Here is a 16,055-nt window from a genome sequence, read left to right on the forward strand (position 1 = left end):
CGTTAAATGTCCAGATTTCTTGTGCTCTAAAATCGCCTTCGCTTTCTCCTTCGCCTGTTCATCTAAGTTAGCAAACATGTCTCCACGCTTACCTTTCTCCGGCATTTTCACGCCTAGCTTTGTTAATTCCTCTTTTGCTTGTTCACGTGTTAGTTTTCCGGATTTCTCTTGCTCTAAAATGGACTTCGCTTTTTCTTTCGCCTGTTCATCTAATCCTGCAAACATGTCTTTACGCTTCTCTTTCTCTGGAAGCTTTACACCTAGTTCCTCTAACTGTTTCTTTGTATCGTCCATAATTGTTTTTAATTTTTGTTTTGTAGCGTCATCCAAATCCTTTTTCGCCGTTTTTGCAGGCTGATCCACTGCTGGAGTATTCGTTGCCGCGAATGCCGGAATGCCGACTCCTCCAATGATTCCGAATGATAACGCACCTGCAATCGCTAAATACCCAACTGTTTTCTTCTTCATAGGAAATTTCCTCCTTCATATTTCTAATGCATGTACACTTTCGTATACAATGCCTATAGTAATGTCGGTTTCTTAACATTTCCTTAACGACTTAACAAAAAAACACCGCTCGTAATGAGCGGTGTTTCTCTATGCTTTTTGTAATTGTAACTCTTCACGTTCCATTATTTTTCTTAATACAATTGTTTGTGTCATTGTAAATAAGTTACCTGTTATCCAGTACAACACAAGTCCTGATGGCGCCGCAAACCCCATAAATAGAATCATTGCCGGCATCATAATTTGCTGCATCTTTAGCATCTGTACTTGTTCTCCAGATGTAATATTCGATTGGAAAACTTTCATCTGAATAAATGTCGTTAACGCTGCAATAATCGGTAATATATGATATGGATCTGCATGTCCTAGGTTCACCCATAAAAACGAAGATGTGCGAATCTCTTCCGTTCTGCTAATCGCATAATACAAAGCAGAGAAAATGGGCATTTGTATTAATAATGGCCAGCAACCAGCAAGTGGATTCCAACCGCCTGATTTCATTAGTTCTGACATTTCTTTTTGATACTGCTTTTGTTTTTCAAGGTCTTTGCTTACATCACCGTACTTTTTCTTTAGCTTGTGCAGTTCAGGTTGCATTTTCTTCATTTTCGCTTGACTGCGATATTGCGAAACAGCTAATGGAATCATTGCTGAACGAATAACGAGCGTCATAATAATGATGGCAATCCCAAAGCTAGCTCCAGGTATATGATGAGCGACAAATTGAATCATAAACGAGATTGGATATACAAAATAATGATCCCAAATCCCAGTACTATGTGCATCAATTGGGGCTGCATTACTGCAACCAGATAAAACAAAAACAAATAATAATGATAAACTAACGAGCACAGCTCGGTATGATTTTAACATGTTCATTCCTCCAATGTTTCGTAATTATTTAGCGAAACATTGGTGTATACGGACCGACCTCGTCATTCTCTTCACTTGATTCTTGTCTGCGTACAGAACGAATCATTCCATATTTATAAAAAATAGAAAATAGCGGTACATTTCCCGCACTATCTTCACATGTATCAACTAGCGCAAAAGCTCTTTGTCTACCGCTTGATGCTTGTTGACGCACAAAGCGAGAAACATTAGCAAGGAAGAAAACTTCTAATAAACAAAGTGCCGTCGTTACAAACGATATATATAGAATTGCATCCTGCAATAAAAATTCCATCGCTTCACATCCTTAATAAGGTCATTTTAGCACATTAGGCAAACATTCTCTATTTCCTTTTATTTTCAAAAAAAGTATTTTGCATATTTTCTCAAGAAAATAATAATTAAGAAACGTTGTATTCGCTTTCTTTAGTATATTCACGCACCTCAATGAATAGGCTTGATTTATTAGAAATTTATAAAATTTTTGCATTATAATAAAACTATTGCCAGTTTTTGAAAAAACCTTTATTCTCTTCTTGTAATCAAAAATGAATATGGAGATGAAACATACTATGGGTCAACTAGGAGACGCCGATTACGTTCCCGACACCGCCTTTTTATCCTTCCCAGCAGCTAAAACATTTCACTTAGAATTTATGATACAGTTGGTTGTTATTTTTATAGCTTCTATTTTGTATGCAATTTCTATGAATATGTTTTTTATCCCGCATAACATGATTAGCGGTGGATTCGCTGGTGTAGGGATGATTATCGGTTATTTAATGCACTACAATATCGGTGCACTTATCTTTTTACTAAACATTCCTCTTCTTATTTTAAGTCACTTTTACTTAGGCAAGAAGACAACCTTTTTAACAGCTTACTTTGTAGCTGTATCATCGTTAGCGATGAACATTATCCCTGTACACCAGGTTTCAGACGATATTTTACTATCTTCTGTATTCGGTGGTGTAATCTGCGGAGCAGCTTCCGGAATCATATTCCGATTTGCTTCTTCAACAGGTGGCTTTGATGTTGTTGGATTGATTGTAGCGAAACATCGAGATATTTCAATTGGAGCAATCATCTTTGTATTCAACTTAGTCTTACTTGTTGCAGCAGGTTTTATTTTCGGATGGGATATTACACTTTATACGTTAATTAGCCGGTTTGTAGTCAGCAAAGTTATCGATGCTGTGCATACGAAACATATTAAATTAACGATAATGACAGTTACAGAAAAAGGTGAGGAAATAAAAAGCGCACTACTACATCACGGCATACGCGGGGTGACAATGGTAGACGCTGTCGGCGGCTATACAAACCATAAGAAAAAAATGATTTACACTGTCGTGACTCGCTATGAGTTAGGCGAAATGAAACGTATTATCCGTCAAGTGGATAACAAAGCATTTATGAACATTACTGAAACAGTTGAAATTGTCGGCCGTTTCAAACGCATATAAAAAAGGTTAATAAATTAAAGGGCATAACATATTAGTCATATATAATATGTTATGCCCTTTGTTATTCAACTCACGTACCTTTTAGCATAATAAAATCACTAAGTTTATTACTACAAATCGGAGGATAGCATCCCATATACAATACTATCTGTCCATTCATCTTTATTCCAAAAATCTTGTATGAAATGGGCTTCCTTTCTCATGCCTATTCGTTCACACAATTTTTGTGAAGCTGTATTACGTGCATCAAGATTAGCCTGTATACGATGTACATTAAATTCATTAAATAATTTCAATACCAAACTACTTACTGCTTCTGTCGCCAAACCTCTCCCAGCTACTTCATTTGAAAAACTATAACCAATCTCAACAGTGTCTTTCATATTTGTGTACCATACGGATAAATCACCAACTACTTTAGTTTTGTATATAACTGCCAAACTTAATATTGATTCTTTAGTAAGTACATTATTTGCTAGCTTCTTATTAAATCTTTTCTGCATGTCTTCATGAGTCCACTTATTATGTAATAGGAACTTACATGTATCATCACTATTATAAATAGCAAACACATCCTGTAAATCAGTACTCTTAAAAGGTCTAATTATTAATCTTTCTGTTGTGAACTCCAAGTTAGCTCTCCTCCCTTACATTCATGCTATAAAAAATTTTTTATAGTATTTAAGCCTCCTTCTTAGATCCCACCTTGATTACATATTTCATCAGAATAAATTAAAATCCTTCTTCCACTAAACTGCACCGTTAATGGTATTTCCTTGCGCTTTTTATTTTTTACACTTATTACAAAATCAGATAATTCTATTATTATGTCTCTAAATGTGTTATAATGAAAGCAGACTCACAAAAAAAGAGTATATAGACTTGGAAGTTTCTCTTATTTTACAAGCAAAAAGAAACGAGCAGTCGGGTATATTTCAGACACCATACACGTAACGGTTTAAACAACCGATCATCTTAGTTACTCTTCAATGATCTTTTTATAAAAAGATACGTACAATTAAAACTCACTTCAATATACTATACCTACCTTTTTGACTTCCAAATCATCTTATTACATAAGGAGATGAACATATGAATCAATATATACGATATACAATAGCTTTCCTGTTTGCTATTATCGGCGGAACAATCTGCTTCTGGACAAACACACAGCTTGGAGAGAATATCATTTTTAATGGAATCGAAACACTTGTAAGCGCTTCAATTTTAGGTGGATACATTTACTTCCTCTTCAATCCAGAAGAAAATGCTCAAAAAACAATGTTATTAACAATGATCGGAATCGTTGGTGGATGTATTTCCTACTCAATGACAAACTATACATTACCACTTCAATTAAGCTCAGCTTTCTTCCACGGTCTATGGACTTGGTTCATTGCATTCTGCCTAGCAGACGTATTCAACCTATTACAAGACAATGAAGAAGATAGCGGTCGCCAAATCGAAAGTAACTCTTAAGCTGGAAGATACTCTTCCAGCTTTTTTATGTTGGTTTGCATATCCCCGCATCACGATAAAAAGAAGTTACCCTCACGGCAACTTCTTTTCCATATACCCCACTTCGTATTCACTAAAATATATCAACGATTTTTCAAATATATCGATTGTTTCTCCACTTATATCAACGATTTTTTCATTATATCAACGCTTCGACACAAGATATCGATTTACCGACATCCTTCGACACTCAAAACGCACAACATACCCTATCCCCCAAGCAACTTACTGCCGAACTCTACGATTAAAAAGATAATTAATAGGATCGCGAGTATCTTTAATGCTACATATGCCACTTTAAAAACAACATAAATGAGCAAGACTATCAAAATAATTGATAAGATTTCCATATTTACTTCCTCCAAGCTTTGCTCTTCTTATCTCATTTTACTCGCCCTAGGCTGTTTATGGAACGGCATAAGATGACATATAAAAAAGAGGATACCTCACCCATCGTAAGATACCCTCTCTTTCAGCTGCTTAAACCATTCTCTTTCTAATTGTAAATATCCCATCTCACTCTTCTCGGCGCTCTTTAATTCTTGATCGGCTTTCTTCATATAAGTACGGGACGCTTCCATATTGCCCTCTACATATTTAATAATTCCTTGTGTACGGTAATATCCACTTAGGTCCATTTTTGTAATAGCCTTTGCATGTTCCTGTGCTTCTTGCAAAGAAAGACTATCCATCTGATAAAGGGCTTTATATAAAAGATACCAACTATGAAAACTACTAACGAAAAACTTATTTTCTTTCGTTACAGGTAGTTGAACAATTCGTTCTATATACGGTATCGCTCTTTCCATTCCCTCTTGATCTGCACGAGCAAAAAAGACGAGCATAAGTCTACTCATTATCTCTCTTATCCCTTTATTCTCTTTTATTTTCTCCTCACTCAATTCTACTAATCTTTCATCCCAATCTTTCGGTCTTTTATAACTAAATAACTCACTCGATATTTGAATCTCATATAAGTGATTTCTAGCTCTTTCATCATCTTTAATTAAAATAAGAAATTGCATCCCATCACTCATAAGCATTCCTTTTATTGGCACAATTGTAACCGCAAAGATTGCAAAATGGAAAAAGGAAAAATATAAAAGATATTGATAATAACTCACCATGTATATGTAACCGGAAGTAATACCAAATAGTAAACTCGTAATCGGTCCACCTAAAGTGAGCCACGCCCACTTTTTCGAAAGATTCGGTGTCTCTATAGAAGGTGGTACTAATGTTGCAACACCTCCAAAGTACACCCATAATTTATTTTCTCGAATGCGTAATTTTCCCTTTTCTTTTTGAATAGTAATGGGTCCTACTGTCATAAATTTAAATGTTAAACCACCTATTACACCAAATACTACATGTCCTAGCTCATGAATGGCTAACACTAACAATGAAATTCCAACTATTGCCCATAGGTTCAAAATTACTTCTAATTTCCCAGTTCGGATTACTCCGTATAAAATGGACAGAATTAGCGCCACTGTCATTGAGCCAGCTGGCCTTCTTAAAATATCCACCTTTTTCTCCCCTTAATAAATCATTTTTCTCTGCATTTCGTACATGAACTTCCCGAGATGCAATATCCAAATAAATGAGATTAAGCCAATTAATACAAAATCGATATCACTAGCAGCTGTATATATAACGGCAGCCCACCATACATATGCCAATATTGTATTCGTAAATTCATACGCTTTATATCCAGCCTCATGCACAATGTGCTTTAATCCTTCATCTGCATTTTTCGTCCACATTTTCATAGATTCCATATACGTTACACCTTGTTCAGGATATAGCTTATTATAACGATTTTTTGTTATGAGTCCGATAGTTACTACAGTAGTTAAACAAACAATAGAAGCTACTAAATTCCACACCGCAAATGAAACATTTGTATCCTGCAACAGTGCACGTCTACATGTAATAACTGCATATACAAACCATGCCTGCGTAACTATATCACCTACACGTAAATATATACTTATAATGCCTAATTTTCTGCCTTGTACGCTCTCTTCTTCATCGCGTGCCTCTGCTAACATACGTGTATTCTTCCAAGTATAGTACATCATTAAGATTCCAAAAATAGTACATATACCTATAAATGTATTAGATGATAATTTTCTCGGTTCATCCGAGAGTAAATTTAAAGCTATATAAGACGTTAAAAAGCCACCCATCATACTTACTGCTATTTTCCCCACAGAATCAAATTGTTTTTTTCGCTTACTCTTCATCGTCCTCTTCCCCCTCTACTAACGTAAATATTTCCTCCACTGGTACATTGAAAATTTGCGCGATTTTTAAAGACAATACAATAGATGGTGCATAATCCCCACGTTCAATTAAACTAATCGTTTGCCGTGATGATCCAATTACTTTTCCTAAATCCCCTTGTGATAAACGATGCTTTGCTCGCAATTCCCTCACTCGATTTTGAAGCTTCATGTCTTCCCTCTTTTTCATTTATTTAATTAAAATTGTAAATAATATCCTTATTTTTGTCAATTATAATTGTCATTACGACTATAATAATTGACAAGATACTTATTTCTTATCCTGTATCAAATTCCTATAAAGAATGTAAAATGTGCATTAAACATAGTCTTAACAATAAAATAAAAAAGGCAGTGCTTTTGCACTGCCTTCCTAAATTCTGACATAGAATGGATTTCATATTAGCTTGCGTTTTGTAGTAATACTCGTTTTAGCTGCTTACGGAAACGAATACCTAACGTAACCGCTACAATCACAATAACTCCAAAAATGATTTTACCGATATGACCTTCTAGCACTCCAAAGATATCATGTAAATTTCCACCTAACCAGTAACCACCGATTAAGAAGAATGATACCCAAAATAGAGCACCTGAATAAATTGTAATGGCAAAACGACGGAATGGTAAATTAATAATTCCTGCAAAGTATCCTGTGAAATGACGTACACCAGGAATAAAGAAACCAATAAAAATTAAGAAGTACCCATACTTATCAAACCACATTCTCGTTAAGTCAATTTTTCTTTGTGTTAAAAATACGTATTTCCCATACTTTTGAATGAAAGGCATACCTAATTTATTTCCTAAAAAGTATTGAATCGTCATTCCTACACTTGTCCCAATAAAGGATAGCATAATTAAAATCGGTAAACTTAAATCACCCTTATGTGCTAAAAATCCCGCATATGCTAACGTTGGCTCTCCCGGAAACGGAAGTGCAATATATTCTAACAGCAAACCTACAAGTACAACATAGTACCCGTATTGCTGAAATAATTCATGAATCCATTCCATGTCATCTCTCCTTTCAATCACGTACAACTTCTTACTATTATTGTATAAAAAAATTGTCGAAATAACTATCACAATAGCTTACATTTTTATTACATTTTTGTAAGGGTCACACTAATGATTTCCGTTCTTTATTAAGTAGCTAAAAGCATTTTTCAAGTCGAAATAACAAAAAGACGCATTAATAACATGCAAATTTTATCCATTTTTTAACACTGAAAAACCTTTCTTATTTTGTTCTCAATAAAAAACCACCACAAACTCATGCTAACTTCATATTAGCTTCATATACGTATTGTAAGATTATATCGGAATTTGTTGAAAAATTTAACTAATATATGACTAAGCATTAATTTGAATAAATATAAGTCGTTTTTCGAAATTGAAAAAAGGGTGAATACGAAATGGAAGCATATAAAATGCACGATTTTATTAATACAAATGTTGAATCTCATCAAAATGAAACCGTTTTTAATTTACACATATGTGAAACAAGTGAATTTGACGTAAGTTTAACAAAATCTACAACACTATCTTTTATCGTTTCAAAAAAGAATATTAAAATTGTCACGAAAAAATGGACTAACTCAAACCAAGAAAGCATGATTGGCAAAAGCTACATCATTCCAACGAAAGCTTTTCACTATTTCTTACCAATTATTTCTGAAAATGAAGATGAGCTAAATATTCAAGTTCAAAGTTTTGGACTACGTGGTGAGCTTTTATTGAACGAAAGATTACTTATTGATAAAAACAACAAACACAACAGCAAAATCACTACATTCTTTGAAACATTAGATGAAAATGTAAATAAAGCATTACGAGGATTACAACTTCATTGTATGTAAGACTATTACGATAGTAAAAGGAGAATAACAATGAAAAAATTATTATTAAGCGCACTATTATCATTAGGATTTTTAACTCTTCCATTCGCTAGCGCAGAGGCCGCTACAACGAAAGATCAATTAATTGTAGACACTCAGTTAAATAAAATGGATTATTATCAGGATGGAAAATTTATAAAAAGTTTTACTGTCGCTACTGGAAAAGCTGCAACGCCTACACCTAAAGGCACTTTTCAAATCGTAAATAAAATTAAAAACCGCCCTTATTATACAGGCAAAATTAAAGGCGGGGATCCACGTAATCCACTTGGTGACCGTTGGCTTGGATTAAATATGGCAGGAACTTACGGAACAACTTATGCGATTCACGGAACTAACAATAATCAAGCAATCGGCAAATGGACAACACTTGGTTGTATTCGTATGTATAATAATGATATACACTGGTTATTTGAGCGCGTTCAGCAGCAAGCTACTGTCACTGTCAAATAGCCTAAAAACAAGATTTATGTGTAGCCAAGAATTTTATGTCTTGGCTTATTTTATTTATTCATTTACAGTAGCAAAACAACTGTATTTACATATATAATAGGAATAGATTTGATTAGCTAATATCTAAACATTGATAAACGTAGATATTAAAATTATACAGTTATAATGTTTTATAAATTTTATAATACATACTATAATAGAACTACTGTAATTCTGAACTATTCAGTAACACTAAACTATTCCCCTTGCTACCTTCATGATTATTTTATAGCGGGGGCTTATTATATGTATAAACAATCTGAGTCACTCGAAAAATGATGAATTCGAATATTGCAGTAAAAAGCGTTATTTAGGAGGTGTTACTATGACGCATATACTGGTGATTGAAGACAACCCAGATATACAAGAACTTATTCGTGAATTTCTAATGGCACAAAACTTTACCGTTGATGTAGTTGGTGCTGGAACAGAAGGTATTCTTCTTTTCCAAAAAAATTCATATGATCTTGTCCTCCTCGATGTAATGTTACCAGATATAGATGGCTATAGTATTTGTAAAATTATGCGAGGACAATCTGATGTACCAATCATTATGTTAACAGGCTTACATAATGAAGAAAGTGAAATTAAAGGATTTGAGTTAGGTATTGATGACTATATTACGAAACCGTTCCATTACACTGTATTTATTAAGCGTGTAGAGGCTGTATTAAGAAGGGCAGCAACGAAGGAAGCAGAAGCTGCAACTATACTACAATTCCATGAATTGATGTTAAACTCTACAGCATATGCAGCTTATGTTCATGGTAATCAAATTGAATTGACAACAAAAGAATTTGAAATTATTTATACTTTACTGCAAAATCGAGGAAAAGTATTATCAAGAAGTGATTTGTTGAATAAGGTATGGGGCTATGAACATTATGGTGATGTAAGAGTTATAGATACACATATTAAAAACTTAAGAAAAAAATTAGGAATTACTTATATTAAAACGGTGAAAGGTATTGGCTACAAAATCGAATCGTAGTAAAGACAACATCACCAAAAATATTTTCATCAAAACCTTATTATTTTGTATTCTTTTATCACTTTGTCTTTATCAAATTATTTACTTTCTAGCTTCAAACTACGATAAAGAACGTTTTGCGAAAGAAAATGGAACGCCGACTACAGAACAGGCGGATTCAGATAAGCAAAACGATCAAAGTAAAACGAATCAAAATAAAGCTGTGTCAGAAGGGAACATTTCTAATTTCCAATCTTCTATTGTAGATTATAAATCTCTTTCTGCAGCTATCAATCACCTTTTGCAGCCTAGCCAAACTGCAAAAGCAAAAGAACATACACAAAACCTTTCGGGGAAAAATAGCACTTCTAATCAGCTTACAGAAGCAGAAAAGAAAGCCGCTAATAATGATGCCTTACATACACAAAATGCAGCAAGTAAAACAAATGATACAAATGATAATCCAAAGTTAGCAGATGCGTTGCAGCAGTTAGCTCCACAGGTTGGCGCGACAATGCTTGCATTATCTCTACTCGGATCTTTAATGTACGCAAAACTAATTGCTAAACCTTTTCAATATATGAGCGATGCTTTAAAAGATATTATGAATCTTGATTTCTCAGATAAAAAGCTACTTAACAAAAATACAGATCAAACAGATTTTAATTTGTCAGTAGCCGCTTCACAAGTACCAAATATTGTGAAGAATTTACATGAAAGCAATCAAGATTTAAGAAATGAGCTCAAGAAGGAACAACAATTAGAACAATCTCGTAAAGAATTTATGTCTATGGTATCCCATGAATTAAAAACACCCATCGCAGCCGTTATGGGACAACTAGATGGCATGATTCACGGAATTGGAGCTTATAAAGATAGAGATAAGTATTTGAAACGTTCCTACGAGATGATGCAAGACATTAACATATTAACGGAAAAAATGTTGGAATTATCCAAAATACAAAACCCTCAATTTAAACCGAATTTAGAAGTCATTTCTTTATCTAATATTATTGAGGATGTTATAAAGAAAGTAGATTACTTTGTATCTGTAAAACAATTAAATGTACAATCTAATATTAAACACGACGTACAAATTTTAGCTGATCCTAAATTTATTCAAACTGCTATTTTTAACATTATTTCAAATGCAATTCATTATACAATTGACCATCAGCACGTATATATAAAGCTTTATGAAAAACCAAACGGTTACGCATTAGAAGTATTGAATACAGGTTCACAAATTGATGAAGATAAACTTGCTCATTTATTTGAGCCTTTCTATCGCGCAAACCCTGATAAACACGGTTTAGTACAAGGTAGTGGTCTTGGATTATATATCGTGAAACAAATATTAGATAAACATCAGTTTCCTTACGGGATACAAAACACAGCTCAAGGTGTAAAATGCTCCATTGTATTCCCAAAAGCAATGTAACATTCACTATAATTACATACCCCAAACTCATACTTCATGTGTGAGTGGCGGAATTTTGTAGAGTGTCTTACTCTGTTTCGTTCGCCCGTTATCCTTATTTGGATAGCGGGCGTTTTTTATTACTTAAAAGGAGGATTTTTTATGGATAAGTTTAAATATTCATTGCTCGTTTTATTCGGTGCTTGCAGCTACGGCATACTTTCAACTATTTTCAAACTCGGATTCATAAATGGATTTTCAGCACATCAACTATTAGGGGGACAATATGTCTTCGGATGGATTGGACTATTTCTACTCGTTCTTTTCTTTTCACGTCATAAAGTAACAAAAAAACAATTCTTTTCATTACTAACCGTCGGAACAACAATGAGTATGACTGGGATTTTCTACGCTATTTCTGTAGAAGAACTACCCGCATCTATCGCTGTCGTCCTACTCTTTCAGTTCACTTGGATTGGTGTCATTATCGAAGCGATTGCAAATCGAACCTTTCCAAGCCGCGATAAGATCATATCTATCCTTATTTTATTTGCTGGTACATTGTTTGCAGGTGGTGTATTTGAAGGCCTCGGACAAAGTTTTTCTACGAAAGGGATTATCTTTGGACTATTAGCTGCAGTCTCTTTTTCATTCTATGTTTTTGCAAGCGGACGCGTTGCTACAGATGTTCCCCCTTATACGAAAAGCTTTCTCATGACAACAAGTGCGACTCTTATCGTATGTCTATTCTTCCCACCAACCTTTTTAACAGATGGTGCCCTCCAAGCCGGTCTATGGAAATATGCTTTCTTCCTCGGATTATTCGGCGTTGTTGTACCTGTCATTTGTTTTTCAATCGGTGTACCAAAGGTTGGAACAGGACTCGGTACAATATTAGGTGCAGCTGAATTACCAACTGCTATTATCGCTTCTATTACACTTGTACATGAAGTCGTAACATTCATGCAGTGGATTGGTATTATTTTTATATTGGTTGGGATTTTCACTCCTCAGCTGCTTACGGCTAAGAAAGAAAGGAAACACAATCGCGTGCATAGCGCTTGAAAAAATACAGAATTTATATAAAAGATATAACTGCAATTAAAATAAGTAAATTTATCTGGAGGTATAAATGACTATTTTAAGCATCATATTTTTTGCTATTATGTGTATCTTCTTCCTAATAAGATATATGAAAGAAAAGAAATTTTACGATTTACTTCTCATTCCCGTTTGTATATATGCAGGAGCAGTGAAAACTCCTTTCGTAGAGTACTTAAACTTTAATACTACATTTAAAATAACGTATGATATTGCAGCTATTATTCTTGTAATCCTTGCCGTACTTTTCTTTTTGAAAGATAAGAAAGAGAATCATACTGCATAACAAAAGACCTTTCATTTACTTGAAAGGTCTTTTTCTATATTTCACTTTACCGCTCCATATAGCTTCCCTACCTCATGCTCAATTTGTTTTACATCGATTCGCTCAAATAGTGGCTGCACGCTATCAATTCTACTTGGCAACGTATTTTGCGGTTCCCAATTTCGTTTAATAATCGACAATGTGCTTCTAACTCTTTCACTTGAAAATGGTAAAAACGGTTCAAGGAGATTTGCAAAATTAGCGATAAGATACACACAGTTATAAATCGTTTCTTCACACGAAACTGGATCATCTTCTCTTTGTTTCCAAGGCTGCTTTTCATCAAAATATTTATTTGCAAAACGTACTGCATCAAATATTGTCTCTAACGCCACCTTAAATTTAGTTTGCTCAATCGCCTCTCCTACATTTTTATATAATCCTTCTACTTTATCTTTCAGCTCTATATTAATAGTCCCCTTTGGTACAGTGCCATCATAATATTTTTCAATAAACTTTAATGTGCGGTTCACGAAGTTTCCATATGCTCCTAACAATTCACTATTATGACTGTAAATAAATTCACGCCATGAAAAATCAGTGTCACGATTTTCTGGTGCATTTACTGTTAAGAAGTAACGGATAGAATCTGGATCATAGCGTTCTAATATGTCAGGCACCCATACTGCCCAGTTTTTACTTGTAGATAATTTTCTTTTTTCAACTGTTAAATATTCATTCGAAACGATATGACGCGGGATTGCTTCTTCCCCTATTCCAAGTAATACCGCTGGCCAAATGACGGAGTGAAATGGAATATTATCCTTGCCGTGTACATAATATGTTTGCGCATCGCTATTCCAAAACTCTTGATCATCTTTTCCTGTTTCTTCAGCCCAATGTTTACTCGCTGAATAATATCCTGCCACTGCTTCAATCCATACGTAAATTTTTTTATCTTCATACCCTTTCACTGGAATTGATACCCCGATTGGTAAATCTCTTGATACAGCCCTATCTTGTAACCCTTCCTTTACATATCTTTCCGTTAATTGAATTGCATTATCACGCCATGTTCCTTTTTCTTTTGCGATTTCTACAACTTTTTTAATTTGCTCCTGAAATGTATGCAATGCAAAATAGAAATGCTCTGTTTCCTCTACAGATGGCGTACTACCACATAACTTACATTTCTTTTCTAACAAATCAAGAGGATCTAAAATAGCAGAACAAGCATCGCATTGATCTCCTCTTGCTGCTTCATGGCAATATGGACATATTCCTTCTACATAACGATCCGGTAAAAACTGCGTACACGTTTCACAATACGCTTGTTCCACTGTTTTTTTATAAATATAGCCTTCTTCTAATAAACGTAAAAAAACTTTTTGAACAGTTTCATGATGATGCTCGCTATCGGTACGTGTATAGCAATCATACGTAAAACCGAGATCACGAAAACATCGCTGAAATTCTTCATGATACTTATTAGCAATTTCTTTTGCTGTCACACCTTCTTGTTTTGCTCTAATTGCAATCGGTGTTCCATTGCAGTCACTCCCTGAAACATACAGCACATTCTCACCTTTTGCCCTGTAATAACGCGCTAAAATATCTCCAGGTAATAAACTCGCAATATGGCCAAGGTGTAACGAACCATTTGCATACGGCCAAGCGCCTCCAATAAAAATACTCATCTTATATTCCTCCTTTAAAATATAAAAAGCCCCGCCCCTATCTTAAAAAAGATAAGGGCGGGGCTGTATAAACAGTCGCGGTACCACCTTATTTCGCCAATCACTCACATAATTAGCCTTAACAAGTACGGAGCTCTATGCTCTTATACTGTGGTTTTGATAACGAGTACCAACTCTCGTCGCCGCCTACTATTATCATTTGATAAGTTCAGGACGAAGCTCAAAGGCCATTGTTCAAATGAATATTCTTGCTTCTTCTCAGCTACCGAAGCTCTCTGGAAAGAATGTGTTCATCCTACTTTTCCTTTTCAACGCTTTTACGTATAACAAGTATTTTACGACTTAATCACAGAAAAATCAAACTTTTATCCGGAACGAAAAGGAAATCCCATCCTCCCGCCGAATACCTATACGTTCACAAAAGGAGTGATAACATTGAACCAAAAACAACTAAGCACTATAAATGAAAAAAGCTGGAATACAGCTGCTTATGAAGCTTGGACGAATCGCCATGGGGCACCGGAGGATTATGCGAAAAAAATCATGGAAGATCCCACACGCGAAGTAGCACATTATTTACCTTACATACAATCTCCAAAAGGAAAATGTATTATTAATTTACTCGGCTCAAAAGGAAATAAAGCTGTTGCTCTCGCCCTTTTAGGCTCTGACGTAACAGTTGTTGATATTTCAGCAAGTAATGCAAAATATGCAAATGAACTTGCTGCCGCCGCAGACGTCTCTATTCATTACATCGTTTCTGATGTACTAGATGTAAATCTCTCCGAGTCATTTGATATCGTATTACTGGAGCTTGGTGTACTTCATTACTTTCTAGATTTAAAACCACTTTTCAAAAAAATTTCTCAACTACTAAAGCCAGGTGGGATACTTATCCTTCGCGATTACCATCCAATATACACAAAGCTATTAGGAGTAGACCATCCATCATTTCGAGCAAGTGGAAATTATTTCGATGAAGAATTAATTGAAGATGATGTTGCTTATAGCATCCTTCTTACAGAAGCACAGAAAGAATCGCTACCTAAAACAGCCATCCGTCGCTGGACGCTAGGAGAAATCATTACAACACTTGCGGAAGAACGTTTTAAAATTGAAAAACTAGTTGAAGAACATGGATCTCATCAAAGATGGGTCTTCCCTTCTACTGCACCAGAAGGAATCGAAGAACGTATCCCTGGTCTATATACAATAATTGCGACAGCATGCAAAAAAGGATCCCTTCACGGATAGGATCCTTTTTGCATGCTCACGCATATAAGTTGAGGTTGGAGATTACCATAATTCTGTAGAATAGGACACAAGATATTTCAACATTTCGTCTCTGACTTACGTCGTCAAAAAGGGGTATGACCAACATAACGAAGAGTAATGTTTTTTAGTTGATACTGATAATCGTTATCAACTAATTAGAAGTATACATGATGTCATTTCAAATTTCAATAGCATTTCTAATATTTATTTATGAATTTTATGATATGCAAATGTATACATTTTAAGAACTTTTTCTAATACCAA

General features: G+C 34.7%; 19 protein-coding genes and 1 other annotated feature. Of the genes, 9 read left to right on the forward strand and 10 right to left on the reverse strand.

The genetic code is table 11. The features are described 5' to 3' along the window. The 3 genes from DN400_RS29765 to DN400_RS04080 form a co-directional block, all read right to left on the reverse strand. On the reverse strand, positions 1–468 hold a 468-nt coding region (locus DN400_RS29765; protein ID WP_255477867.1), incomplete at its 3' end, for a hypothetical protein. A gap of 129 nt (positions 469–597) precedes the next feature. Then, positions 598–1,380: a membrane protein insertase YidC gene (gene yidC / locus DN400_RS04075; RefSeq protein WP_097912936.1), complete on the reverse strand. Its 783-nt coding sequence runs from the start codon at positions 1,378–1,380 to the stop codon at positions 598–600. A 28-nt stretch (positions 1,381–1,408) separates the two neighbouring features. Beyond that, positions 1,409–1,693, reverse strand: a complete 285-nt coding sequence (locus DN400_RS04080) for a hypothetical protein (protein ID WP_000394930.1) — start codon at positions 1,691–1,693, stop codon at positions 1,409–1,411. Between the two features lie 277 nt (positions 1,694–1,970). Here DN400_RS04080 and DN400_RS04085 point away from each other — a divergent pair, with 277 nt between their 5' ends. After that, positions 1,971–2,864 carry a YitT family protein gene (locus tag DN400_RS04085; protein ID WP_000530043.1) on the forward strand — a complete coding sequence of 298 codons (894 nt, stop codon included), beginning with the start codon at positions 1,971–1,973 and terminating at the stop codon, positions 2,862–2,864. A 110-nt stretch (positions 2,865–2,974) separates the two neighbouring features. Here the strand turns inward: DN400_RS04085 and DN400_RS04090 are convergent, their stop codons facing one another. Then, positions 2,975–3,496, reverse strand: a complete 522-nt coding sequence (locus tag DN400_RS04090) for a GNAT family N-acetyltransferase (RefSeq protein ID WP_098312697.1) — start codon at positions 3,494–3,496, stop codon at positions 2,975–2,977. Between the two features lie 460 nt (positions 3,497–3,956). On the opposite strand from DN400_RS04090, the gene DN400_RS04095 reads away from it, so the two are divergent. Next, a complete protein-coding gene (locus tag DN400_RS04095; RefSeq protein WP_098312698.1) occupies positions 3,957–4,343 on the forward strand; it encodes a DUF3938 domain-containing protein in 387 nt (128 codons plus the stop codon). A gap of 248 nt (positions 4,344–4,591) precedes the next feature. Here DN400_RS04095 and DN400_RS04105 read toward each other — a convergent pair whose 3' ends face one another. The 5 genes from DN400_RS04105 to DN400_RS04125 all read right to left on the reverse strand — a co-directional run bounded on the left by DN400_RS04105 (position 4,592) and on the right by DN400_RS04125 (position 7,687). After that, a complete protein-coding gene (locus DN400_RS04105; RefSeq protein ID WP_000404758.1) occupies positions 4,592–4,732 on the reverse strand; it encodes a DUF3985 family protein in 141 nt (46 codons plus the stop codon). A 96-nt stretch (positions 4,733–4,828) separates the two neighbouring features. Continuing rightward, positions 4,829–5,881 carry a zinc metalloprotease gene (locus tag DN400_RS04110; protein WP_141560632.1) on the reverse strand — a complete coding sequence of 351 codons (1,053 nt, stop codon included), beginning with the start codon at positions 5,879–5,881 and terminating at the stop codon, positions 4,829–4,831. A gap of 42 nt (positions 5,882–5,923) precedes the next feature. Next, positions 5,924–6,631, reverse strand: a complete 708-nt coding sequence (locus DN400_RS04115; RefSeq protein WP_000837721.1) for a DUF3169 family protein — start codon at positions 6,629–6,631, stop codon at positions 5,924–5,926. Then, a complete protein-coding gene (locus tag DN400_RS04120) occupies positions 6,621–6,842 on the reverse strand; it encodes a helix-turn-helix transcriptional regulator (RefSeq protein WP_000776173.1) in 222 nt (73 codons plus the stop codon). The genes DN400_RS04115 and DN400_RS04120 overlap by 11 nt, the downstream gene beginning before the upstream one ends. Before the next feature lie 230 nt (positions 6,843–7,072). Then, entirely contained in the window at positions 7,073–7,687 is a 615-nt protein-coding gene (locus DN400_RS04125; protein ID WP_098312701.1) for a DedA family protein, read from the reverse strand. A gap of 401 nt (positions 7,688–8,088) precedes the next feature. On the opposite strand from DN400_RS04125, the gene DN400_RS04130 reads away from it, so the two are divergent. The 6 genes from DN400_RS04130 to DN400_RS04155 all read left to right on the forward strand — a co-directional run bounded on the left by DN400_RS04130 (position 8,089) and on the right by DN400_RS04155 (position 12,840). Beyond that, on the forward strand, positions 8,089–8,532 hold the full coding sequence (locus DN400_RS04130) for a DUF3978 family protein (protein ID WP_000388762.1): 444 nt from the start codon (positions 8,089–8,091) through the stop codon (positions 8,530–8,532). A gap of 30 nt (positions 8,533–8,562) precedes the next feature. Continuing rightward, entirely contained in the window at positions 8,563–9,024 is a 462-nt protein-coding gene (locus tag DN400_RS04135) for a L,D-transpeptidase (protein ID WP_000735058.1), read from the forward strand. 364 nt (positions 9,025–9,388) lie between these two features. Further along, positions 9,389–10,054, forward strand: coding sequence for a response regulator transcription factor (locus DN400_RS04140; protein ID WP_000148834.1), 666 nt, complete (start codon positions 9,389–9,391; stop codon positions 10,052–10,054). After that, positions 10,032–11,474: a sensor histidine kinase gene (locus tag DN400_RS04145; protein WP_147801553.1), complete on the forward strand. Its 1,443-nt coding sequence runs from the start codon at positions 10,032–10,034 to the stop codon at positions 11,472–11,474. The genes DN400_RS04140 and DN400_RS04145 overlap by 23 nt, the downstream gene beginning before the upstream one ends. A 141-nt stretch (positions 11,475–11,615) precedes the next feature. Next, complete coding sequence (locus DN400_RS04150; RefSeq protein ID WP_147801554.1) at positions 11,616–12,518, forward strand: EamA family transporter; 903 nt, start codon at positions 11,616–11,618, stop codon at positions 12,516–12,518. A gap of 67 nt (positions 12,519–12,585) precedes the next feature. Then, entirely contained in the window at positions 12,586–12,840 is a 255-nt protein-coding gene (locus DN400_RS04155; RefSeq protein ID WP_000154123.1) for a hypothetical protein, read from the forward strand. A 41-nt stretch (positions 12,841–12,881) separates the two neighbouring features. Here the strand turns inward: DN400_RS04155 and metG are convergent, their stop codons facing one another. After that, positions 12,882–14,516 carry a methionine--tRNA ligase gene (gene metG / locus DN400_RS04160; RefSeq protein WP_098312702.1) on the reverse strand — a complete coding sequence of 545 codons (1,635 nt, stop codon included), beginning with the start codon at positions 14,514–14,516 and terminating at the stop codon, positions 12,882–12,884. 50 nt (positions 14,517–14,566) lie between these two features. After that, positions 14,567–14,837: a binding site (T-box leader), on the reverse strand. A gap of 114 nt (positions 14,838–14,951) precedes the next feature. Between metG and DN400_RS04165 the strand changes: the two genes are divergently transcribed. After that, positions 14,952–15,770 carry a class I SAM-dependent methyltransferase gene (locus tag DN400_RS04165; RefSeq protein WP_001072258.1) on the forward strand — a complete coding sequence of 273 codons (819 nt, stop codon included), beginning with the start codon at positions 14,952–14,954 and terminating at the stop codon, positions 15,768–15,770. Positions 15,771–16,055 lie beyond the last annotated feature (285 nt).

The organism is Bacillus sp. AR8-1 (assembly GCF_008042345.1).
Taxonomy (GTDB): Bacteria; Bacillota; Bacilli; order Bacillales; family Bacillaceae_G; genus Bacillus_A; species Bacillus_A cereus.

What these genes read in the sequence shown, in the direction of transcription:
- yidC (WP_097912936.1), bottom strand. Translation starts at nt 1,380, where the DNA reads ATGTTAAAATCATACCGAGCTGTGCTCGTTAGTTTATCATTATTATTT.
- DN400_RS04080 (WP_000394930.1), bottom strand. Translation starts at nt 1,693, where the DNA reads ATGGAATTTTTATTGCAGGATGCAATTCTATATATATCGTTTGTAACG.
- DN400_RS04085 (WP_000530043.1), top strand. Translation starts at nt 1,971, where the DNA reads ATGGGTCAACTAGGAGACGCCGATTACGTTCCCGACACCGCCTTTTTA.
- DN400_RS04095 (WP_098312698.1), top strand. Translation starts at nt 3,957, where the DNA reads ATGAATCAATATATACGATATACAATAGCTTTCCTGTTTGCTATTATC.
- DN400_RS04105 (WP_000404758.1), bottom strand. Translation starts at nt 4,732, where the DNA reads ATGGAAATCTTATCAATTATTTTGATAGTCTTGCTCATTTATGTTGTT.
- DN400_RS04110 (WP_141560632.1), bottom strand. Translation starts at nt 5,881, where the DNA reads ATGACAGTGGCGCTAATTCTGTCCATTTTATACGGAGTAATCCGAACT.
- DN400_RS04115 (WP_000837721.1), bottom strand. Translation starts at nt 6,631, where the DNA reads ATGAAGAGTAAGCGAAAAAAACAATTTGATTCTGTGGGGAAAATAGCA.
- DN400_RS04120 (WP_000776173.1), bottom strand. Translation starts at nt 6,842, where the DNA reads ATGAAGCTTCAAAATCGAGTGAGGGAATTGCGAGCAAAGCATCGTTTA.
- DN400_RS04125 (WP_098312701.1), bottom strand. Translation starts at nt 7,687, where the DNA reads ATGGAATGGATTCATGAATTATTTCAGCAATACGGGTACTATGTTGTA.
- DN400_RS04130 (WP_000388762.1), top strand. Translation starts at nt 8,089, where the DNA reads ATGGAAGCATATAAAATGCACGATTTTATTAATACAAATGTTGAATCT.
- DN400_RS04135 (WP_000735058.1), top strand. Translation starts at nt 8,563, where the DNA reads ATGAAAAAATTATTATTAAGCGCACTATTATCATTAGGATTTTTAACT.
- DN400_RS04140 (WP_000148834.1), top strand. Translation starts at nt 9,389, where the DNA reads ATGACGCATATACTGGTGATTGAAGACAACCCAGATATACAAGAACTT.
- DN400_RS04150 (WP_147801554.1), top strand. Translation starts at nt 11,616, where the DNA reads ATGGATAAGTTTAAATATTCATTGCTCGTTTTATTCGGTGCTTGCAGC.
- DN400_RS04155 (WP_000154123.1), top strand. Translation starts at nt 12,586, where the DNA reads ATGACTATTTTAAGCATCATATTTTTTGCTATTATGTGTATCTTCTTC.
- metG (WP_098312702.1), bottom strand. Translation starts at nt 14,516, where the DNA reads ATGAGTATTTTTATTGGAGGCGCTTGGCCGTATGCAAATGGTTCGTTA.